19 protein-coding genes and 2 pseudogenes are annotated in these 19836 nt (G+C 62.7%); 14 read left to right on the forward strand and 7 right to left on the reverse strand.

What is annotated here, in order from left to right:
- Nucleotides 1-56 precede the first annotated feature (56 nt).
- The gene (locus AC1DLO_RS21640; RefSeq protein WP_476891737.1) at nucleotides 57-731 is read right to left on the reverse strand and encodes a serine hydrolase; all 675 of its coding nucleotides are present in this window, start codon (nucleotides 729-731) and stop codon (nucleotides 57-59) included.
- Between AC1DLO_RS21640 and AC1DLO_RS21645 the strand changes: the two genes are divergently transcribed.
- Nucleotides 709-945 carry a hypothetical protein gene (locus AC1DLO_RS21645; protein WP_476891738.1) on the forward strand — a complete coding sequence of 79 codons (237 nt, stop codon included), beginning with the start codon at nucleotides 709-711 and terminating at the stop codon, nucleotides 943-945. The two genes, AC1DLO_RS21640 and AC1DLO_RS21645, sit on opposite strands and share 23 nt — an antisense overlap.
- Before the next feature lie 223 nt (nucleotides 946-1168).
- Here AC1DLO_RS21645 and AC1DLO_RS21650 read toward each other — a convergent pair whose 3' ends face one another.
- A complete protein-coding gene (locus AC1DLO_RS21650) occupies nucleotides 1169-1474 on the reverse strand; it encodes a putative quinol monooxygenase (RefSeq protein WP_476891739.1) in 306 nt (101 codons plus the stop codon).
- A 28-nt stretch (nucleotides 1475-1502) separates the two neighbouring features.
- Nucleotides 1503-2240: a glutamine amidotransferase gene (locus AC1DLO_RS21655; protein WP_476891740.1), complete on the reverse strand. Its 738-nt coding sequence runs from the start codon at nucleotides 2238-2240 to the stop codon at nucleotides 1503-1505.
- Nucleotides 2241-2621: 381 nt separating this feature from the next.
- Here AC1DLO_RS21655 and AC1DLO_RS21660 point away from each other — a divergent pair, with 381 nt between their 5' ends.
- From AC1DLO_RS21660 to AC1DLO_RS21675, 4 genes are all read left to right on the forward strand, one after another.
- A complete protein-coding gene (locus tag AC1DLO_RS21660) occupies nucleotides 2622-3998 on the forward strand; it encodes an ammonium transporter (RefSeq protein WP_476891741.1) in 1377 nt (458 codons plus the stop codon).
- A 47-nt stretch (nucleotides 3999-4045) separates the two neighbouring features.
- Entirely contained in the window at nucleotides 4046-4369 is a 324-nt protein-coding gene (locus AC1DLO_RS21665; RefSeq protein ID WP_476891742.1) for a DUF6221 family protein, read from the forward strand.
- A 205-nt stretch (nucleotides 4370-4574) separates the two neighbouring features.
- Nucleotides 4575-4772, forward strand: a complete 198-nt coding sequence (locus AC1DLO_RS21670; protein WP_476891743.1) for a helix-turn-helix transcriptional regulator — start codon at nucleotides 4575-4577, stop codon at nucleotides 4770-4772.
- On the forward strand, nucleotides 4772-5971 hold the full coding sequence (locus AC1DLO_RS21675) for a type II toxin-antitoxin system HipA family toxin (RefSeq protein WP_476891744.1): 1200 nt from the start codon (nucleotides 4772-4774) through the stop codon (nucleotides 5969-5971). Before AC1DLO_RS21670 ends, AC1DLO_RS21675 begins: the two co-directional genes overlap by 1 nt.
- On the opposite strand, the gene AC1DLO_RS21680 is transcribed toward AC1DLO_RS21675, so the two are convergent.
- Nucleotides 5964-6863 carry a LysR family transcriptional regulator gene (locus AC1DLO_RS21680; RefSeq protein WP_476891745.1) on the reverse strand — a complete coding sequence of 300 codons (900 nt, stop codon included), beginning with the start codon at nucleotides 6861-6863 and terminating at the stop codon, nucleotides 5964-5966. The two genes, AC1DLO_RS21675 and AC1DLO_RS21680, sit on opposite strands and share 8 nt — an antisense overlap.
- Nucleotides 6864-6976: 113 nt before the next feature.
- Between AC1DLO_RS21680 and AC1DLO_RS21685 the strand changes: the two genes are divergently transcribed.
- The 3 genes from AC1DLO_RS21685 (at nucleotide 6977) to mctP (ending at nucleotide 9923) form a co-directional block, all read left to right on the forward strand.
- On the forward strand, nucleotides 6977-7801 hold the full coding sequence (locus tag AC1DLO_RS21685) for an alpha/beta fold hydrolase (RefSeq protein WP_476891746.1): 825 nt from the start codon (nucleotides 6977-6979) through the stop codon (nucleotides 7799-7801).
- A gap of 146 nt (nucleotides 7802-7947) precedes the next feature.
- On the forward strand, nucleotides 7948-8229 hold the full coding sequence (locus AC1DLO_RS21690; protein ID WP_184741878.1) for a DUF3311 domain-containing protein: 282 nt from the start codon (nucleotides 7948-7950) through the stop codon (nucleotides 8227-8229).
- Complete coding sequence (gene mctP, locus AC1DLO_RS21695) at nucleotides 8226-9923, forward strand: monocarboxylate uptake permease MctP (protein ID WP_476914606.1); 1698 nt, start codon at nucleotides 8226-8228, stop codon at nucleotides 9921-9923. The genes AC1DLO_RS21690 and mctP overlap by 4 nt, the downstream gene beginning before the upstream one ends.
- 13 nt (nucleotides 9924-9936) lie before the next feature.
- Here the strand turns inward: mctP and mmuM are convergent.
- Nucleotides 9937-10503, reverse strand: a pseudogene (mmuM, locus tag AC1DLO_RS21700) (homocysteine S-methyltransferase); the annotation flags it as partial.
- Between the two features lie 112 nt (nucleotides 10504-10615).
- On the reverse strand, nucleotides 10616-12094 hold the full coding sequence (locus AC1DLO_RS21705; protein WP_476891748.1) for an HNH endonuclease: 1479 nt from the start codon (nucleotides 12092-12094) through the stop codon (nucleotides 10616-10618).
- 187 nt (nucleotides 12095-12281) lie between these two features.
- On the opposite strand from AC1DLO_RS21705, the gene AC1DLO_RS21710 reads away from it, so the two are divergent.
- The 6 genes and pseudogenes from AC1DLO_RS21710 (at nucleotide 12282) to AC1DLO_RS21735 (ending at nucleotide 18509) form a co-directional block, all read left to right on the forward strand.
- Nucleotides 12282-13172, forward strand: a complete 891-nt coding sequence (locus AC1DLO_RS21710) for a LysR family transcriptional regulator (protein ID WP_476891749.1) — start codon at nucleotides 12282-12284, stop codon at nucleotides 13170-13172.
- 131 nt (nucleotides 13173-13303) lie between these two features.
- On the forward strand, nucleotides 13304-14401 hold the full coding sequence (locus AC1DLO_RS21715; protein ID WP_476891750.1) for a tartrate dehydrogenase: 1098 nt from the start codon (nucleotides 13304-13306) through the stop codon (nucleotides 14399-14401).
- A gap of 103 nt (nucleotides 14402-14504) precedes the next feature.
- On the forward strand, nucleotides 14505-15917 hold the full coding sequence (gene dctA, locus AC1DLO_RS21720) for a C4-dicarboxylate transporter DctA (RefSeq protein ID WP_476891751.1): 1413 nt from the start codon (nucleotides 14505-14507) through the stop codon (nucleotides 15915-15917).
- A 1-nt stretch (nucleotide 15918) separates the two neighbouring features.
- Nucleotides 15919-17067, forward strand: coding sequence for a glycerate kinase (locus AC1DLO_RS21725; RefSeq protein ID WP_476891752.1), 1149 nt, complete (start codon nucleotides 15919-15921; stop codon nucleotides 17065-17067).
- 80 nt (nucleotides 17068-17147) lie between these two features.
- Nucleotides 17148-17378, forward strand: a pseudogene (locus AC1DLO_RS21730) (restriction endonuclease); the annotation flags it as partial.
- Nucleotides 17379-17612: 234 nt separating this feature from the next.
- The gene (locus tag AC1DLO_RS21735) at nucleotides 17613-18509 is read left to right on the forward strand and encodes an NmrA family NAD(P)-binding protein (protein ID WP_476891753.1); all 897 of its coding nucleotides are present in this window, start codon (nucleotides 17613-17615) and stop codon (nucleotides 18507-18509) included.
- Nucleotides 18510-18515: 6 nt separating this feature from the next.
- Here the strand turns inward: AC1DLO_RS21735 and AC1DLO_RS21740 are convergent, their stop codons facing one another.
- Nucleotides 18516-19601, reverse strand: coding sequence for an ABC transporter permease (locus AC1DLO_RS21740; RefSeq protein WP_476891754.1), 1086 nt, complete (start codon nucleotides 19599-19601; stop codon nucleotides 18516-18518).
- Nucleotides 19602-19836 lie beyond the last annotated feature (235 nt).

A 19836-nucleotide genomic window follows, 5' to 3' on the forward strand; every position in this document is an offset into this window, starting at 1 on the left:
CAGTCAGTCTCACTGCACGGCCGGCGTCGTGGTGCTGAAGACAGGCCAAAGGATCGTTAGAACAGGCCGTTGACCACAGCTTGAGTGAGCTGGTGGAAGACGTCAGTGCGGGCGGGAATGTCGCTCTCGTCCTGTCCTTTCGTGTACACCACGAACACGTAGGAACTGGCGCCCTTGGTGAGGATGCTGGCGTCGTGGAGTTCGTCGTCGAGCAGCCCGTATTTATGAAAGACCGTGATGCCGGCCGGTACAGCGGCTGGGATGAGCGTTTCGTAGTTCGTGTTCTGCATGTAGGACAGCAGTTGCGCGGTGTCCTGCTGGTTCAAGAGCTTTCCGGTGTAGAGGTCGGACAGGATGCCGGCCATCTCGCTTGGAGTCAACGTGTTGTTCAAGGGGTCGTAGCTGACGCCGATTGACGCCGCATACGCCTGCAGTTCCGAGTAGCCGACTGCGTCCATGACCAAGGACCAGGAGTCGTTGTCGCTCTCTTGGATCATCTCCTTGATCTGGAATCCGGATGTGTAGTCCCCCAAGGGATCGTCAAGCGACACTTCGCCCTTCTCTACCAGATGGTAGTACGCGGCTGCGGCCAAGACCTTGGCCGTGCTGGCCGCCTCGAATGGCGCCTGGATCCCGTACTGGTGGCTTGAGCCATTCGACAAGTCGATCAGCGTGACGCCGATCTGGTACTGGCTGTTGGCGTTGATGATGCCGTTGATCTCCGCATCCAAGGCAGGGGTCACGCCTGCCGCCGGGGCGGCGGGCACCACTGGCGCCACCGCCGCGGGAGCAGCAGCCACTGCAGACGCCGTCGGAGTCTCGGGCTCCACAGAAGCGGCCGACGACGGCGCGGCTACCGCCGTCGTCGGGGTCGCCGACGGCGTGCCGCTAGGTACCGCCGACACCGTACGGGAGGCGGTTGAGCGCGCATGCGCCGCAGAGTAGATCGTTGCCGTAAGGGTCAGCGCCAGAACAACCGCGCAGGCTGTCAGCAAAGCTGATCGATATCGGAGGGAACCCCAAAAGTTCCGCCGATTTCGCTTCCGTCCGGGCCCGAGTCCGGAACGATGGGGCTCTTGCTCTTCCATAGTGAACCAAACGTAGCTACGGCAGCTATGTAAGAGCTATGAAAATCCTGTCCACCAGCCACGTGTCGGCCGGGTGAATTTCACGCGTCGCGGATCGGCGAGCCCAACACGGTGAACCGGGTACCGCTCATCTCCCCGGAGAGCAACGGCATTGCCTCAGCGATGGCGGCCCTCACGCCGTCCAACGGCAAGGATGCTTGGTGTGCCTCCGCCGACTCCCACAGCTCGCAGACAAACACCGTGTCCGGAGCTTCGTCGTTGATGCCCACCTCGTAGAGCGAGCAGCCTGCTTCCCGAAGCTCCGGTTTCGGCCTGAGGAGGATGCCGACGACGGCGTCGCGCTGGCCAGGTTTCGTGCCAAGACTTCCCACGTTTGCAAAGGTCATGCGCCCATTGTGCTTCATTCCGCCGACGCTATGGGGGACCTGCGTACCGCAGGACAAAGTTCTTGAGGATCTTCATCGGTTCGGTCGCCGAGGTCTTGCGGGCATCTGCCATCAACTGCTCGGCGGCCTCGGGCGGGAAATATCCGGAGTGGCGGTAGGTGCTGATCCGGGTGACCAGCCCCTCCGCGTCGAGCTCCGGATGGAATTGGGTGGCGTATAGGTTCCTCTTGATACGGAACATCTGCACCGGGCAGGCTGCCGAGCTGGCCAGCAACACGGCATGTCCGGGCAAAACGGTGCACGCTTCCTTGTGACCGGTGAAGGCAACAAAGCGCTCGGACAGGCCCTCGAGGAGCGGATCTTGGAGCCCCTCTGCCGTGAGTTTTATGGTGACCCCGCCGAGTCCTTCGCCGTAGGTGCGGTCAATCACCGCTCCTTGGTGGAGGCCCAGGGTTCCGACCCCGTAGCAAGCCCCCAGAAATGGAAAGTCGGCCGCGACAATCCCGTCCAGCAGCCGCGAAAGCTCCTTCTCCACCCGCTTCTGGACGGGGCTCTTGTACTCAGGCGGATCGCTCGAGGTGAAGGGGCTACCACCCACAATTACGCCGGAATAGTCGGAGAGCTCAAGCGCCGGCAGGGGCTCAGCTTCCAACCGGATGCGGATTAGCTGCTCGGGAGCCAACCCTCCAAAACGAAGATACGCCTGATACTCTTCCTCGGCGGCGGCGTCTTCGGCACGAGATGCGAGCAGGAGAAACGGCTTCACAGGCTAAGTGTGCGCGCGGCGGCCGTGACGCGCCAGCGTTCGGCTGAAACATCCCGTCGGGGGCGGTGAGCACCCGTTCACGTGGAAGAAATGTCCGGGTTTCTGGCCCGATCGCACGATTTCACCTCTAGCCACTCCCGAATCCGCGGAAACACGGCGATCCTATGGGCACCTCGCGGGCAGCCCGCGTCCGCGCGCAGGTGGCGTTAACATGCCCGAAACATCCCCGTCATGAGTTCTTCACGCCAGGCCTGTTTATGTAACGTCCCCGCAATTTTTCCTCGCATTGCCCGAAACACGAACCCGGAAATATTGGGCAGGGGAAGAACGGGGCCAGCCACGGCGGCCCTCCTACGCACTCCGATAAGAAGGGAAACGCACGTGCATATCACTGCGGAAAACGTTTGGGTGATGGTGTCAGCGGCACTTGCACTGCTCATGACTCCGGCGCTCGGCCTCTTCTACGGTGGCATGACCCGGGCGAAGGCCTCCCTCAACATGATCATGATGAGCTTCATCTCCGCGGGCATCGTTGGCGCCGTGTGGATCTTGTGGGGTTACTCGATGATCAGCGGCAAGGGCGTTCTGGGGCTTTTCGGCAACCCGTTCAGCAGCTTCGGTTCGGCAGGCCTGGTTGGCTCCACCGATCTCATCAAGCTGGGTTTCAGTGCTACCTTCGCGATCGTCACCGTGGCCCTCATCAGTGGGGCGATTGCCGACCGCGCCAAGTTCACTTCCTGGGTCATCTTCGTCCCCATCTGGATCACGCTGGTGTACTGCCCCCTGGCGTTCATGGTCTGGGGCGGCGGCCTCCTGAGCCCCGGCGGAGCCATCAGTTCCGTGTTCGGCCAAGTGATTGACTTCGCCGGTGGCACGGTTGTGGAAATCAGTTCGGGCGCTGCCGCCTTTGTCCTGGCGTTGATCCTGGGCAAGCGTCACGGCTTTGGAAAGGACCCGAACCACCGCCCGCACAACCTCCCCTTCATCATGCTTGGCGCGGGCCTCCTCTGGTTCGGCTGGTTCGGCTTCAATGCCGGGGCTGCCACGACGGCAGAACAGGCAGGCTTGATCTGGGTCAACACCCTCGTCGCCCCAGCCGGGGCCATGATCAGCTGGCTCGTGACGGAGAAGATCCGGCACGGCCACCCCACGTCCTTGGGTGCGGCATCCGGCGTCGTTGCCGGCCTCGTGGCTATCACTCCGGCCTGCGCTAATGTGGCTCCTTCCGCCGCACTCGGCCTGGGCCTCGTGGCTGGTGCCGCCTGTGCCGTGTTCGTGGACCTGAAGCACAAGTTCGGCTTCGATGACTCGCTGGACGTAGTGGGCGTCCACCTTGGTGGCGGACTCGTCGGCACCCTCGCGCTCGGTTTGATTGCGCTGCCGGTCAACGGTAAGGGTGGAGGATTCTTCTACGGCGGCGGGCTCCAACAGCTCGTCGCGCAGATCGTGGCCATTCTTGTCACCCTTGCAGTGTCTGGAATCATGACGGCAATCATTGCCCTGGTCATCCACAAGACCGTTGGATTCCGGGTCAGCCACGAGGCCGAGCTTGCCGGTGTGGACTTGTCCGAGCATGCCGAGACCGCCTACGAGTTCGGCGGATTGTCCCGGAGCCACTTCAACGCCCTCCCCCACGTCCACATCCCGGTTGCCGCCACAGCCGTCCCGGTTTCGGCCCGAGCCGCTGCCGCCGCATCGGCCCCCGCGGCCTCTGCCGCCGTCGAGCTCCAGCGCCAAAAGCAAGCCGACCCCGCATAACGGAAGCGGGCATTTCCGCAGCCGCACTGGGCGCGTACGCTCAATTTGTGGATATCGTCGATTTCCTCTCTGAGCGTCTGAATGAGGACGAGGCTGCGGCGCGGAAACTCCTCGGCGACCGGTCAGTCTCCGAAGCGGGCAAATGGTACGAACGCCGGCTTCTCCTGGAATGCGAATCAAAGCGACGGCTACTAGGCATTGTGGAATCTGCACGGCAAACGGCCTTGGCCACGATGGTCCGCCATGCGTTTGGGGATGACCCGCAGTGGATACCGGAGTCGATCGAATGGACTACAAAATCGTTGAATGCCCTCGCCTTGCCCTACTCGGACCATCCCGATTTCGAGCCGGAGTGGCTGGCGGGGACGTAACTGGAGGGGTGCGCAGCGCGTTCCTCACGTTAGCCCGGGGCCCAAGAGTAGGAATCGGCAGTATATTGCCGAAATGCGCCTCTGGCGGTCTACCGACGCTCCAAAAGTCCGTTTTCGGCAGTATCTTGCCGATTTTCGCTAAATGGGCGAGAATGCGAGTATGGAACAAGCAAATCGGCAATATCGTGCCGAATAGATGGGACCCATGGAAGACCTAGCGGCCATTGCTGCGACTGTACGAAAAGCACGCAAGGAAGCCGGGATCACGCAGGCGGATCTTGCGGACCTTGCGGGGACCTCCGAAAGGACCATTCGGGCGATTGAAACGGCCGGTGGGAATCCTTCACTGGCAGCCGTCGTGGCGGTGGCGAACGCCGTCGGGATTCACATAGTGGCCAGCTGATGGTCGACAATTACCAGGACTTGAAGTTCGTCCGCGCGGCCGACGTCCACAAGGGCGGGGTCCTGGCCGGTCATCTCGTCCGGACGGGCCGCGGCGGGGTGAATTTCTCCTATGCGGCAGAGTATCTGACCTCCGGTTTGCCCGCGGTTGCCAGTTCATTGCCTTTGGCAGACCTTCCCGTGGAGACTCCCGCTGGCGCCCTTCCGTCATTTTTCGCCGGCCTGCTGCCGGAGGGGCACCGGCTTAGTGTGCTTAGGGACGCCACCAAAACCAGCCTCGACGACGAACTCACTCTCCTGCTCGCAGTCGGAGCCGATGCCCCCGGCGACGTCCAAGTGGTTCCCGCTGGGGAAAGCCCCGTGGAACCGGCGCCGCTGGCCGACACGTCCCGACCCGAGGAACTGGACTTCCCCGCCCTCGCGAACGCCGTCGATCGCCATGCGATCCCCGGCGTCCAAGACAAGGCAAGTGCCTCGATGCTGACCACGCCGCTGTCACTCAAGGGGCAGCGGTACCTGCTCAAACTTGACCCGCCCAACCATGCCCATTTGCTGGCGAACGAAGCGGCACACCTCTCCGCGGCCAAGGATCTCAAGATCCCGGTGGCAAAGAGCCACATCATCACGGACATGCACGGGTTACCGGGGTTGTTGGTGGAACGCTTCGACCGCGTCCGGGACAAGAACCGTATCTGGGTGCGCTTGCCTATGGAAGACGGAGCCCAAGTCATGGGCCTACCGCCGGCTTCCAAGTATTCGGTGGCATCGGAGGAGGTGGCCTCTGCATTGGCTGGGATGTGCAAAGCACCTCTCGTGGCAATCCGCAATCTATACCTACAGTTTGTCTTTGCGTGGCTGACCGGGAACGGCGACCTTCATGCCAAGAATCTATCGATCCTCGGTAGCGAGGATGGCGGATTTGTCATGGCGCCGATCTACGACATTCCATGCACGCTGTTGTACGGAGATGACTCGCTCGCATTGCCGGTGTCCGGGAAAACCAAGAACCTCAAAGCGAAGCACTGGGCCGATTTCGCGGCGTCTGTTGGCTTGCCGCAGCGCGCAGCTGACAAGGCCAATGCACTGGCCTTGTCAGCTTCTGGAAAGGTCAGCTTGGAGGACCTACCGTTCACGGGGTCACCGCTCCGAGGTGCCCTGCGGGAGTTGCGATTCCGGCGCGGAGAGTTGGAGGCTAGCTGACGTGCTTGGCCACGTATCGCCGTGCATGGGCGACTAACTGGGTGGTCAAGGGCGAGGCATCGTTGGGGAGCCAAACCAGTACAGTCGGCACGGGATACGACGCTCCGGCAAAAGGGCGCCATACGACGCCGGGCGGATCGCCAGGCACCACCTGATGCGGCGTTTTGAAGGACACCCCGAGTCCGGCCGCCACCAGGCTCATGGTAGTTGCGATGCTTGGCGACCAGCGGTGCGGGCCTGGAATCAGACCGCCATCCATCATCAGACCCAGCACATGCTCGCGGACGTCGGGGTCGCCGTCGCGCTGTAGCCAGATCAGCGGCTGCCCGTTCAGGTCCGTGGGGCCGATCGCCGCCAGTCGTGCCAGTGGGCTGCCGGATGGAACGGCAACGCCCATGGGTTCGGTTTCCAGGGTCAGAACAGCAAGCCGTTCATCACGGGGTGGCACCGCATGGACAAAGATCGCGTCAAATTCCTTGTCAAGCAGCTTCACGACCCCTTCCCGGGCCGCCGCAACTTTGATGTCCACGTCGGGCCCGCTCTCATCCGGGCCTAGACCGCTGAGCAGCTCTGCCAGAAGCGGGTACGCCACGCCCACCGCCACCCCAAGCTTGAGTGTCCCTCCGGGAGGACTGCGGATTTCTTCCATTGCTGTCAAAGCGGCGTCGTGGGCATGAATGATGCGTTCCGCTTCCTCCTGCAGGCGGCGGCCAGCCTCCGTGAGCGCAACGTGGTTGTGAGTTCGGTCCAGGAGCCGGAGCCCGAGGGACTTCTCCAAGGCCTTGAGCTCCTGGCTCAAAGCCGGCTGGGCGATGTGGAGCCGTAGTGCGGCTTTGCCGAAGTGCAATTCCTCGGCCAACACAAGGAATCGCCGGAGTTGGCGAATCTCCATGCATCATCATAAAAATTTGTGATCGTCCGAGTCCATAGCGGTCTTGGACGCCGGAGCCTGCCCGGGCGTCCAATGGAAGGGAAGGATCAACCGGAATCGGAAGGGTGAAGACGATGAGCACCATCGAACGGGCTGCCTTGGTAGAAGCCAACGGCACCACGATTTATGTTGAAGCGGCAGGCCACGGAACGCCAGTACTACTGGTTCCCGGCGCCGGAGGTGACGCCCGACAGTACGCTGGGCTAGTTCAACTATTGGCCCAAAACCACAGAGTCATCTCCTATGACCGCAGGAACAACGCTCGTAGCCCCCGGCAACAGGACTGGGAGGAAACCTCGGTTGAGCAGCACGCTGCCGACGTTGTTGCCCTTCTGGAAACGTTCGGGACCGAGCCTTGTGTTGTGTTTGGAAACAGTACCGGGGCACTCGTAGCATTGGCCGCGGTGCTAAAGGCTCCAGAACAATTTTCCGCAGCAGTCCTGCATGAGCCAGCTCTCTTGAGTGTTCTGGCCAATTCCGACGAGGCCATGGCAACCGTGCAACCGGTTATCGCAGCAGGCATGGAGACCGGAGGGTTTGCCGGCGGTGCCGAGGCCTTCGTCACGTTCGCGGCAGCGGATGCCGCTGAGCTCTTGCCGTCAGATCTCCTCGAATCGCTCCGGAACAACGCCAGGGTTCTTCTTGAAGCGGAGTTCGGCGCCTTTGCTTCTTGGAGGCCCGAGCCGACAGCCTTGTCTGGACTAACAGTGCCGTTGGCCGTGCTTACTGCCGAGCAGACCGCGCCGTTCTTCGTAGAAGCGGCCGAATGGATAGCCTCCCACGTCGGCATCAGCCGACAGACGGTACCCGGCGGGCACATGGGATTCCTTAACCACCCTGCGGAACTGGCCAAGGCTATCGACGAGATGGTTTCAGCTGTTCCTCAGGCCGAGGAATAATCCATTCGGAGGCGCACTTCCCCTGTCAAAGAATTAATCCAGAATCTATTCTGTTGATGGACCGTTATATTCGCGGTCCACAGGCCACCGGTACGTCCCGGGAAGCCCATCCCGCTCCGGGGGCCGTCTTCGATGAGGAGGCGTCCATGTCAACTCCTGATGTGCCAACGCGGGGGCCGGCCAGGCCCGGTCCATATGTCGGCGCCGGGATACTGCTAGCCATCTCCATTCTGGTTCCCCTGTTCGTTCCGGCGTATTCGATTGACAAGCCGCGGTTTGCCGGCATGCCGTTCTTTTACTGGTACCAAATGCTCTGGGTTCCCATCACGGCATGCATGATTGGCATCGCATATCGGCTGGTTACCAAGGAAGACCGTCGCCGTCGCGAGGCTGCGCGGGGCGCACGCACCGGGGAGCCAGAACAATGAGCGCGCTCGCTGTCCCGCTGGCGACCACCCCCGATCGGCCCGTCAGTGGTGTCGCGCTCACCGTCGTCGTCGTCCTCTTCATTCTGGTGGCGGTATTGGGCTTCTTCGCTGCACGCTGGCGCGCGGGCAAAGAGACAGGATTGCATAGCCTCGATGAGTGGGGCCTGGGCGGGCGCGGGTTTGGAACCTGGGTGACGTGGTTCCTTCTCGGCGGCGACCTTTACACTGCCTACACGTTCGTGGCCGTTCCGGCGGCGATGTGGGCCACCGGAGCCGTGAGCGGTTTCTTCGCCGTCCCATACACCATCGTGCTGTACCCGATCGTGTTCCTGCTGATGAGCCGGTTGTGGTCGGTCTCGCATAGGCACGGCTTCGTCACGCCAGCCGATTTCGTTGGCGGGCGCTATGGCAGCAGGGGGTTGACGGTTGCTGTGGCCCTCACCGGCATCGTCGCGACCATGCCGTACATCGCGCTGCAATTGGTTGGTATCAAGGCCGTGCTGACGGTGTTGGGCCTCGGCAGCGCGGAGAATGTATTGCTGACTGACTTGCCCCTGATCATCGCTTTCGTGGTCCTGGCCGCCTACACCTACACTTCGGGCCTTCGGGCGCCGGCGCTTATCGCCGTCGTGAAGGATCTCCTCATTTATCTGGCGGTCATCGTCGCGGTGATATACCTGCCGATCAAGTTCGGCGGCTGGGACAACATCTTTGGCGCCGCCCAAACGAAACTCGACGCCATTAGCCCGGCCACGGGCAAGCCAGCCGGCGTCTTCATCCCGGGCGCGGCGAGCTACTCGGCGTACTGGACACTGGCTCTTGGCTCCGCGCTGGCCTTGTTTATGTACCCGCACTCGGTCACGGGGGTCCTTGCGACCAAGAGCAGGAACACCATACGCAAGAACGCGGCAGTGCTTCCGCTGTACTCGCTCATGTTGGGCTTCCTTGCGCTACTGGGTTACGCAGCCATCTCTGCGGGCACCAAGCCTATTGATCTCAACGGTGCCGTCAACCCGCAACTCGTGGTTCCCCAGCTGTTCCTCGACAACTTCCCCGCGTGGTTTGCAGGGATCGCCTTGGCGGCTATCGCCATCGGCGCCTTGGTCCCGGCAGCCATTATGTCGATCGCCGCCGCCAACCTGTTCACCCGCAATATCTACCGCGACCTGATCCGGCCCGACGCCGAGCCCGCTCAGGAAGCGAAGGTCTCCAAGATCGCCTCGCTCGTGGTGAAGTTCGGGGCGCTGATCTTCGTGATCGCGATGGACCAGTCGGCCGCGATCAACATGCAGCTCCTCGGAGGCATCTGGATCCTGCAGACCTTCCCGGCGATCGTGGCAGGGCTCTACACCCGTTGGTTCCACCGCTGGGCGCTCTTCGCAGGTTGGGCAGCCGGAATCATCYACGGAACCATCGCGGCTTACAACGTGGTCAACCCGGTGACGAAGGCCAACTTCGGAGGCTCCATCGCTCCCATTCCCGGCACCAACGTGCAGGTCTACATCGCCGTGGTGGCATTCGCGATCAACCTCATCGTTGCGGCCGTCCTGTCGCTGATCTTCCGCGCGATGAAGGTTCCCGACGGAAAGGACATCACCCGGGACTCGGACTACGGAGCCGACGAGGACGACCCCAAAGTTGCCCAACTCCAACGGGAGTACCCGCTGGGCGAAACGGGCGGCGGCACGTTCTGACCGGCCCTGCGCGCTAACGCTTGGTCGACAGCCTTGCCACGGCAGCGATATCCCGCGGCGTCGTCCGGCAGCACCCGCCAATGAGCCGGGCCCCCAGGTCGTGCCAAGTGCCAGCCCCTTCGGCGAGGCTTGACGGGCCTCCCGCGTTTGCTCCGGGGCCAGATGACCACGTCTTGGTGACGCCGTCGTAGTTTTCGCCCGAGTTCGGGTACGCGAGCAGCGGCTTGTCCGTCGCGTTACGCAAGGCCTCAAGCGCCGGGGAGACCAGGTTCAACGGTACACAATTCACGCCGATCGCCGCCACGCGCGGCTGGGCTCCACACATCGCCGCCACCTCAGCAAGGGGCGTGCCGTCGCTGATGTGTCCGCCGTCCCGAAGCGTGAAGGAAAACCAGGATTCGACGTCGAACTCTTCCACGAGCGCCAAAAGGGCCTCAGCCTCCGCGAAGGAGGGCAGCGTCTCACAGGCCAGCAGGTCCACCGCGGCCTCCACGAGCGCCCCGATCCGCGGCCGGTGGAACTCCTTGAACTCGCGCTGGGTGAGAACGTAGTCCACGGTCAGGTCTGCACCGGAGTCGAGCACGCGGGACAAACTGGTGCCGCGACTGCTCCTCCTGTCCATAGCTCGAGCCTACGTTCCTTCCAGTGGGTTTGTTCTAGAAGGTGTCGGCAACGAAAGGGGGAACGATACCTCAGGCGGCGCGGGGGTCCGGTCGATGGCGCCAGCGAAACAGGTCCCCGAAATAGTGTGCAGCCATGACGGGTGGGTCTGAGCCCGGTGGTTTGCTGCCGGGGAGGGGTGGGGCTGTTGATCGGTAGGCATGTCCGGTGGGAGTGCGGATGTCGAGGACGTGCCGCTTCCCAATACCGGTTCGTGCCACCCAGCCGGTGAGTTCTTTGGTGTGGTTGCAGGCTTCGCATCGGCCGGCCCCGTTACTGAGGCTGGTGTGGCCGCCGTTGTGCCACGGGACGATGTGATCGAAGTGCCTGATCGGTGTGTCGCAGTAGGGGGTCCGGCAGGTGTCGTCGCGGGCCTGGATGAAGCGCCGCATGCCTGCCGGGAATAGCCGGGCCCGGGAATCGGCTCCGACAAGCTCCCCGGTCCCGGGAGCGGTGAAGAGACGCCGTAGCCAGACCTTCAAATCCCGGTCCTGCCCGGACTGGACCCGTTCGGCTTGCCCGGGTTCGGCGTGGCCCTTGTTCCCGGCGAGCAGTGCCCTGGCCCAGCCGGCGGGCACGATGCCGTAGCCGGGCAGGCGTGCCGGTTCGGCATCGCCCTGGAAGAGGGTCCGGTCGGTCATGACGAGCTGGACCTCCACCCCGCTGATTCCGCCGGGGGTGCCGGTGGTGCGTTCGATGAGGGTGTCGGCCATGATCTGGGCCCGTGACCTGGTTTCTCCGGAGGAGCGGAGGGTGTCGGCGTGCCGGGACAGGGCCGCGTGCACGGCCACGCCCTGCGCGACGGGGAGCAGGGCGGTCAGGTAGGTCATGGTGTCCGGTGCCGGGCGGAGGCTGACGTGACGTTCCGCCGCCGCGTGGCTGGCGCGTTGGGTGACCGAGCGCGGGTCCCGCCGGTAGGCCGCGGTCCGGGCCGCGGCGATGATCGCCCGGTCTCCCGCGCCGTCGAAGGTCCCGGTGTCGGCGGCGAGTTCCTCGTCCACGGCGGATCGGTCTTCGGCGCTCAGGCAGGCTGTTTCCTTCACGAGCAGGGTCGCGCGCCATTCGTTCAGCCGGCCGGTATCGAGGGCGGCGAGGGTGTGCGGCATCTCGGTCACGAGTGCCTTCGCGAGCCCGCAGAGCCGGGATCCGCGGGCGGGGGATTCCCGCCGGGCCAAGGCAATCTGCGCTCCGACGCCGCGTCCCTGCTCCTCCGCCGGTACGCCGGCCGCCGCGTCGGCGCTGCGTTGGGCGGCGTCGAACACGACGGCGATCCTTGCCTGCGCAGCCGCGGCCGCGGACTTCAGGTCCTCCAGGGCACGCAACTGGTTGATCAGTTCGGCGCGGTCGGCAGGTTCGGTGCCGCCCGACAGTTCAAAGGCAGCGGCCGGCCGAAGCGATCTCACGGCGTCGATCAGCTCGCGCACCCGGAGGCACGGGACAGCAGCATCCGGAACCGCAGCGCCCGAAGGCGCGCCCACTCCGATCAGCTGTGTTCCCCGGTTCCCGGCCATCACCAAAGCATTTCAGGGACCCCTGACATTAATATGCCCGAGAACCGCACCCGGGCGAAAAATCTTGAAAAGTAGCCGGATTTTTGGGGCGGGCCAGTGAAGGACACCAGACAGCCCGGCCATCGCTCAAGCAACTGATAGGCGTAGGCTATCGATCGTTTCGGAAGTCCAGTCAGAGGAGCCCATCGTGGACACGCGAAAACTGAAGTACTTCCTCGCCATCGTCGACCACGACGGTTTCAACCGCGCCGCCGAGCACTTGCTTATCGCCCAGCCTTCGCTTTCCCAGACCATCGCGAGCCTCGAAAAGGAGCTCGGCGTTCCATTGTTCCACCGCATCGGCCGCAGGGCAGTCCTGAGCGAAGCCGGCAAGGAACTGGTCGGGCCGGCCAGACTCGTCATGCGGGATCTTGACGCCGCGCAATCGGCCGTCCAGTCACTCCGTGGAATCAGGAGCGGTCGCCTCGACATCATCACCATGCCCTCCCCCGGCATCGAGCCGCTGACGTCCATGATCGCCGCCTTCACCAAGACGTACCCTGCGGTCCGGCTCAACGTCAGTGCCGCGTTCACTCCCGAAGAGGTGATCGAATCAGTTCGGAACGGCAGTACAGAGATCGGGCTGGCCGGATCCCCCACACCGCTATTGGTACCGGGCGTCCAGGTTCTCGAACTCGAAAAACAACCGCTCATCCTCATCGTCAACCCGCGGGCCGACACCTTTGACGCGGCGCAAACTGCTATCCAACGGGAAGATCTCGGGGGCCAGCGCATCATTGCCAGCCAGCGCGGTTCCCTCATGCGTTGGCTCGTGGATGATGCCTTGGCGCACGGCGTTGAGGTGGAGATCGTCGTCGAAGTTGCCCACCGGACCTCAATTTTGCCCCTCGTTCTGGCGGGAGTCGGGCACGCGGTGATGCCGTCGTCGTGGGCTCCTACCGCACACAAAGCCGGGCTGCGCACCATGCTCATCAAACCTGTAAGCCATCTGGACGTCGCGGTGCTCAGCCGCAAGACCAACCTCACCCCCGCGGCCAAAGCGTTCTTGAAGGTCGCTGCGGAGCACACCGAGCATTAACGGCTAGAAACCAATAGGCCCTACCTATCAGTCGTATTGAAACTAAGTCTTGGACGCTACCTACCCGCCGCCCGTCTACTTGAAGAGGAAGGCAGTGTGACTCTGCTAACAAACTCAACGAGGAGGTAGGCATGAGCGCCACCCAGAAATTCTGCATCGCATCAATCCCCGCAGACGGCGTGGGCAAGGAAGTTGTCGCCGCAGGCCGCCGCGTCCTGAACGCCCTGGCAGAGAACTCCAACGGCAAGTTCGCGTTCGATTGGACCGAGTTCCCGTGGGGTTCCGAGTACTACGCCAAGACCGGCAAGATGATGGACCCTAACGGCCTCGAGGCCCTCAAGGAATTCGACGCCATCTACTTCGGAGCCGTCGGCTGGGAGAACGTCCCGGACCACATCAGCCTCTGGGGGCTGCGCCTGAACATCACGCAGAACTTTGATCAGTGGGCCAACATCCGCCCGGTCAAGTTCCTCCCCGGTGTCCAGTCCCCGCTCCGCAAAGCAGACAACACCGAGCTCGACTGGATCGTTGTCCGCGAAAACAGCGAAGGTGAGTACGCAGGCCTCGGCGGCCGCAACTTGAGCGGTCGCGGCCCGGGCAACGAAGTCGCCCTGCAGACCGCGCTGTTCACAGAGAAGGGTTGCGAGCGCATCATGCGTTTCGCTTTCGACCTCGCACGCACCCGCACGGTCAAGAAGGTCTCATCCGTCACCAAGTCCAACGCCCAGCAGTACGGCATGGTCCTCTGGGACGAAACCTTCCAGCGCGTCGCCCTGGACTACCCGGACGTGCAGACCGAGAGCGTCCTGGTTGACGCCATGAGCGCCAAGTTCATCCTCCACCCCGAGGAACTGTCAGTGGTGGTCGCGTCCAACCTGAACGCCGACATCCTCTCGGACCTCGGCTCCGCCCTCGCCGGCAGCCTCGGCCTCGCCGCGAGCGCCAACCTCAACCCTGAGCGCCGCTTCCCGTCGATGTTTGAGCCGGTCCACGGATCCGCGCCCGACATCGCCGGCAAGGGCGTCAGCAACCCGATCGGGGCCATCGCCAGTGCTGCCCTGATGCTCGACCACTTCGGCCTGCACGAAGAAGCCCGCCTAGTGGAGGCCGCCATCGAGCAGACCACCGCCGCCGGCTTCTTGACCCGCGACGTCGGCGGCGAGGCCACCACCGACGACGTCACGGAAGCGATCATCAAGGCACTTAGCCACACCCTGGCGGCTGTCTAAAGCACCCCCGGTGACGTACGACGGCGGCTGGCCGGCCGCCGTCGTACGCCGCGGAGGTATCCTTCAGCTTTCTCCAGAGACATTCCACAATGAGGTAGGAATCATGGACCACATCAACAAAGCCGGCGCAGCCCCGGCACCCAAGACCCGGCGCGTTAAGACAGCGTGGTACCGGCAACTGTATTTCTGGGTACTGACCGCCATTCTCATTGGCGTCCTGCTCGGTTGGCTCGCGCCGACTGCGGGCATCGCCATGGAACCGATCGGGACCACGTTCGTCAATGCGATGAGGATGCTCATCGGCCCGATCGTCTTCCTGACCATCGTCGGCGGAATCGCGAGCGTCGCGGACCTGAAGAAGGTCGGAATGACAGGTTTGAAGGCGCTCACCTACTTCCAGATCGGCACCATTTGTGCGTTGGTGTTCGGCCTGGTGGCTATCAATATCTTCCGTCTAGGCGAAGGCGTCAACGCAACTGCAAGCACCATCAAGACCACCGATGCCGCAGCCAAGCTCATCGACGCCGGCGCGCACCAGGAATGGTGGCAGTTCCTGACCAACGTCATCCCCACGAGCATCGTCCAGCCCTTCGTTGCGGGCGACATTCTTCAAATCATCTTCATCGCAGTGGTCTTTGGCATCGCGTTGAACGCGATGGGCAAGCTCGGCGCTCCGGTGCTCGACTGCGTGCAGCGGCTCACCGGTGTGATGTTCAAGATCCTAGGCTTCATCATGAAAGCCGCGCCGCTGGGTGCCTTCGGCGCGATGGCTTTCGCGGTCGGCAAGTACGGCGTCTCCTCACTGACCAGCATGGGTGGGCTGATCGCGCTCTTTTACATCACCTCAATCCTCTTTGTGGTGGTGGTCCTCGGCTCCGTCATGGCGTTCCTGAAGCTGAACATCTTCACGATGATCCGGCATTTCAAAGAGGAATACCTGATCATTTTGGGCACCTCCACAGCAGAACCTGCGCTGCCGGGTTTGATGCGGAAACTCGAGCACGCAGGGGTGAAGAAGGAGACGGTTGGGCTCGTTGTCCCCACCGGCTACAGCTTCAACCTCGACGGTGCCGCGATCTACCTTTCCCTCGCCGCCGTGTACATCGCGCAAGCCACCAACACGCACCTGAGCATTGGCCAGCAATTGGGCCTCATCGCCGTCATGCTTCTGACATCCAAAGGTGCTGCCGGCGTCGCTGGCGGTGGTTTCATCGCTCTGACCGCGACCTTGGCCACCATCGGCACTATCCCGGCCGCTGGCATTATGCTCATCTTCGGCATCGACAAGTTCATGTCCGAGTGCCGCGCCCTGGTGAACTTCACCGGCAATGCGGTCGCCACGCTCTTCATCGCGTGGTGGGACCGTACCCTCGACGCCGACCGCGTCCGCCGCGTCTTCGCCGGCGAAGTTGTGGAGCCGATTCAGGTGCCTGAAGTTCCGGCGCTCGAGCACGCTGCCGCCGTCGAACCCGTCCAATCCGCCGACCGCCGCCGGGCCTATTCGGAGTCCATCTGACATGAGTAACGCAACCGCTCCGAAGACCGTCCTCATCGCCCCCGACAAGTTCAAAGGCAGCCTCACTGCCGGCGAGGTGGCGGACGCCGTGGCAGCAGGGCTCCGTTCCGTCGGTTCGGTCCACTGTGAACTGTTGCCCCTGGCGGATGGAGGTGACGGAAGCGTGGATGCCGCCGTCGCCTCCGGCTTTGGCCGCCACGCTTTGGTGGTTCCGGGTCCGACTGGCCAGCCGGTGCGGGCGAGTATCGCGTTCGACGGCGTCACGGCAGTTGTCGAGGTCGCCAATACCTGCGGTCTGGGTTGCCTTCCTTCCGGTCGCCTTGAAGCGATGGAGGCTTCGAGCCGGGGCTTTGGCGAGGCTGTTCTCTTTGCGCTTTCGTTGAAGCCGGCGCGGATCGTGCTGGCGCTCGGCGGCAGCGCCAGCACCGACGGAGGAATGGGCATGCTCACAGCCCTTGGCTTCCGCTTCCTCGATTCTTCCGGCCGATCCTTGGAGGGCAACGGGAGGAACCTCGGCCTGGTTCGTTACGTCCTCGGAACGTTGCTCCCCGGTTTGGCTGAGACGGAACTGATTGTTGCGAGCGACGTGCACAACCCGCTGTGCGGGCCGGATGGTGCGCCTGCGGTGTTCGGTCCGCAGAAGGGTGCGTCGCTCGCGGACGTCGCAGCGCTCGACGCCGGTCTGACGCACTTTGTGTATGTGCTCGCCTCGGGTGGGTTTGAGAAAGCAGCGTCCTTCGCGGAGCGTCCCGGCGCCGGAAGTGCCGGAGGGATCGGGTTCGCGTGCCTGTTGCTTGGCGCTTCCCAAGTATCCGGGGCGGATTACTTCCTGGACATGCTTGACTTCGATACCCGCAAGGACAGCTGCGACGTCGTCATCACCGGCGAGGGCAGCATCGATGAGCAGACCCTCGCAGGAAAGCTGCCTGCCGCCGTCGCACGCCGATCGGGCAGCCGGCCGATTATCGCCGTCGCGGGCCGCTCGCTACTTCCGGAGGAACGGTGGTCCGAGATGTCGCTCTCGCGCGTCTACACGCTGGCGGACTACACGGACCGGGACTCGTCGAAGGATCCTGTGTTGTCGGCGGAACTGTTGCGGGGAATCGGGCGGGAAATTGGGGAGGGGCTTGTCCGTCTAATTGGCATGTAACAGACACGCCCAACTTCCGTGATCTCCTGCTGCCGCTGGTCTACGGTTGGCTCAATGTCGGGATTGGTCAAGGGGGACACATGGAATTTGCAGAACGGCTCTCGGCGCTTGCCGCAAAGGTGCGTCAGCAGCGCGAGGCTATTCAGACCGAGGAAGCAACGAAAAACGCATTCGTCATGCCGTTCATCTCAACGATCCTCGGCTACGACGTCTTCAATCCGCTTGAGGTCGTGCCCGAGTTCACAGCGGATGTAGGGATCAAGAAAGGCGAGAAGATCGACTACGCCATCGTGAAGGATGGCGAGCTCCAACCCGTACGCCGACGAAGCCAAACAGAACAACTGATCGCCAACCGCCGGCACCTGCCGCGCGTGGACAGTGAAACATTCCGGGCAGATTTGGACGAGATCCTGTGACCCACGGAACCCCGGAACGGGGAATTTTGGACACATCCACTGTCATCGAGCTCGGAGACCCCACCGAGTCCGTGTTGCCTGCAGCGCTTCGAGGCCTGTGTCCAACCAACCACTCATGAAGGAGTACCCATGACTGAACCCAAACCGGTCCTCGTGGTCGGCGGCACCGGCCACGTCGGCGGCAAAGTGGTCGATGAACTGCTCGCAAGGGGAAAGAGCGTCCGGGCCTTAGTGCGGCCAGGATCGGATGCGAGCAAGCTCGAGGCCCAAGGTGTCGAGATTGCCCGCGGCGACATGCTCGACCTTGACTCCCTCATCGCCGCAATGACCGGGGTCGACGCCGTTATCACCTCTGCGGCCGGGTACACCCGTCGCGACAAACGGGCCTTGGAAATCGACACCACAGGTAACACCAACCTCGCCGTCGCTGCGAGCCGGACGAGTGTCAGGCGATTCATTCTGGTCAGCATCCTCACCTCAGACCAGACACCGAACGTCGCTCACTTCTGGCACAAAAAACTCACGGAAGACAAGCTGGAGGAACTGGGTGTCCCGTTTGTCGCCCTTCGCCCCGGCGCTTTTCTCGACCAGATCACCCAGATGGGAGGAGACCCGTTCGAGAAGAAGCGCCTCACGTGGTTCGGCACCAAGACCGTCCCGCTGACCTTCGTTCTCACCTCCGATCTCGCCGTCTACCTCGCCGCCGCGGTCGACGCGGACATCGCCGACGGCGAGCGGATCGACATCGGATGGGACCGAGCTGTCACCATGCAGGATATCGCCGACATCGCTTCGACTTTTGCGGGTGGACAGGTCCGCGTCCGCTCGATGCCGGTCGGGCTGGTTCACGCGCTCGGCGCGCTAATGGGACCTTTTGTCCCAATGGTCAAGGACATGAGCTCCATGCTCGCCTGGTTCGAGACCGGCAAATACGTCGCAGACACTTCGCGCCAAGCCGAAATATTCGGACCGGTCCCGACGGCGGAAAACGCGGTCGCGCGCTTTGCTCGGAGTCTGGGGCACTAGGCGGAGCTACAGGTCCCTCAGCGAGGAATCCGCGTCGAGCCGAGCGAGTCTTGCGACGTGGCCAACGGCTCCAAGGCACAAGAAGAAAGGCACGCAGAAGAGCGCTCCGAGGACGAGCAACCAGTTGGGCATTGCCCACGCAGCCACCGGTAAGAGATCGAGCTGCAGGCCGCTGAAGACCGCCGTTCCTACGATGGAGCAAAATGTCCCCAGGAGCGCTCCCACCACGCCAACGATGAGACCCACCGCTGCCAACTCGACCATATAAACCCCGGCTATCGAGGCACCCGACCAGCCGATGGCCTTGAGGAGACCCACTTCGCGGGCTCTCTGCCTGATCCAACTGCCACCAACAGACACTCCAACCCCGAGGCAGAAGATGATCAGGAAGCCACCGATCACCCAGCTGACAAGGGCCAGAAGCGCAAAGAGGCCTGACAAGGACCGGATTTGGCCCGCGACGCTGTTCACTGAGTATCCGAGGGCTCGGACGTGACTTTGTACATTGACCACTTCGTCTGCCGAGTCAACGCGAATATATGCTCGGGGATACACCAACCCTTTACCATCCGGCCGGGCGTTGGCGAGTGTTGACTTGAGCAACTTGCTGGATACGTAAGCAGCCTGCGCGCCATCGGTACCCGGCGACGAGTTGTCATAGATGCCTGCCACGCGCAGAGATATGGAAACGGGTTCCCCGTTACCGGGGCCGATTTCCTTCGTGTATACGAAGCTCATTTCCTTGCCGAGTAGCTGAGCATATTTCTGGCCCTGTCCCTTGTCCGGGAGCAGGATCTGGCCTTCCCCAGGGCCGTCGCTGGAGACGTCTCCGAGCAGTACCTTCGGGGTAATACCGCTGATAAATGGCGTACCCATGAATGCACCCGGGTTGTTCGGAGATGGCCAATTCGCAGGATCCTCTATGGCGAGGTCAATTTGTGCCCAGCCCGAAGACCCCACCACATGATCGATTCGGTCAAACCGGGACAACGAGTCGTCGGTGATCTCGCGAGCTGAGTCCGGACCTACTGAAGTTACCTGAACATAATTCAGGGCAGAGTTGGTGGTGATCTTGTTTGAGTAAGAACTCATGCCGGCCCCAACGATGCTGTCGGCGAAAATGAATACCGCAATGCCAAGACTCATCAGTACAGCGAGTGGCCTCAATTTCGATAGAGAAAGCCGCACTGACCTCGCAGCAAAAACTCTATTTCTGTTCAAAGAGCAACTCCTTCATGGGAAGTTGACGGTGGGCCACGTGCTGGAAGACTTCGTCATGGGAAGCGACGAGGACACCGCACCCGCCGTTGGCGCCCGTTCGCATGGC

This window comes from Arthrobacter sp. 01T419 (assembly GCF_056398865.1).

What these genes read in the sequence shown, in the direction of transcription:
- AC1DLO_RS21645 (WP_476891738.1), top strand. Translation starts at nt 709, where the DNA reads ATGCCGTTGATCTCCGCATCCAAGGCAGGGGTCACGCCTGCCGCCGGG.
- AC1DLO_RS21650 (WP_476891739.1), bottom strand. Translation starts at nt 1,474, where the DNA reads ATGACCTTTGCAAACGTGGGAAGTCTTGGCACGAAACCTGGCCAGCGC.
- AC1DLO_RS21670 (WP_476891743.1), top strand. Translation starts at nt 4,575, where the DNA reads ATGGAAGACCTAGCGGCCATTGCTGCGACTGTACGAAAAGCACGCAAG.
- AC1DLO_RS21675 (WP_476891744.1), top strand. Translation starts at nt 4,772, where the DNA reads ATGGTCGACAATTACCAGGACTTGAAGTTCGTCCGCGCGGCCGACGTC.
- AC1DLO_RS21680 (WP_476891745.1), bottom strand. Translation starts at nt 6,863, where the DNA reads ATGGAGATTCGCCAACTCCGGCGATTCCTTGTGTTGGCCGAGGAATTG.
- AC1DLO_RS21685 (WP_476891746.1), top strand. Translation starts at nt 6,977, where the DNA reads ATGAGCACCATCGAACGGGCTGCCTTGGTAGAAGCCAACGGCACCACG.
- AC1DLO_RS21690 (WP_184741878.1), top strand. Translation starts at nt 7,948, where the DNA reads ATGTCAACTCCTGATGTGCCAACGCGGGGGCCGGCCAGGCCCGGTCCA.
- AC1DLO_RS21705 (WP_476891748.1), bottom strand. Translation starts at nt 12,094, where the DNA reads ATGGCCGGGAACCGGGGAACACAGCTGATCGGAGTGGGCGCGCCTTCG.
- AC1DLO_RS21715 (WP_476891750.1), top strand. Translation starts at nt 13,304, where the DNA reads ATGAGCGCCACCCAGAAATTCTGCATCGCATCAATCCCCGCAGACGGC.
- dctA (WP_476891751.1), top strand. Translation starts at nt 14,505, where the DNA reads ATGGACCACATCAACAAAGCCGGCGCAGCCCCGGCACCCAAGACCCGG.
- AC1DLO_RS21725 (WP_476891752.1), top strand. Translation starts at nt 15,919, where the DNA reads ATGAGTAACGCAACCGCTCCGAAGACCGTCCTCATCGCCCCCGACAAG.
- AC1DLO_RS21735 (WP_476891753.1), top strand. Translation starts at nt 17,613, where the DNA reads ATGACTGAACCCAAACCGGTCCTCGTGGTCGGCGGCACCGGCCACGTC.
- AC1DLO_RS21740 (WP_476891754.1), bottom strand. Translation starts at nt 19,601, where the DNA reads ATGAGTTCTTACTCAAACAAGATCACCACCAACTCTGCCCTGAATTAT.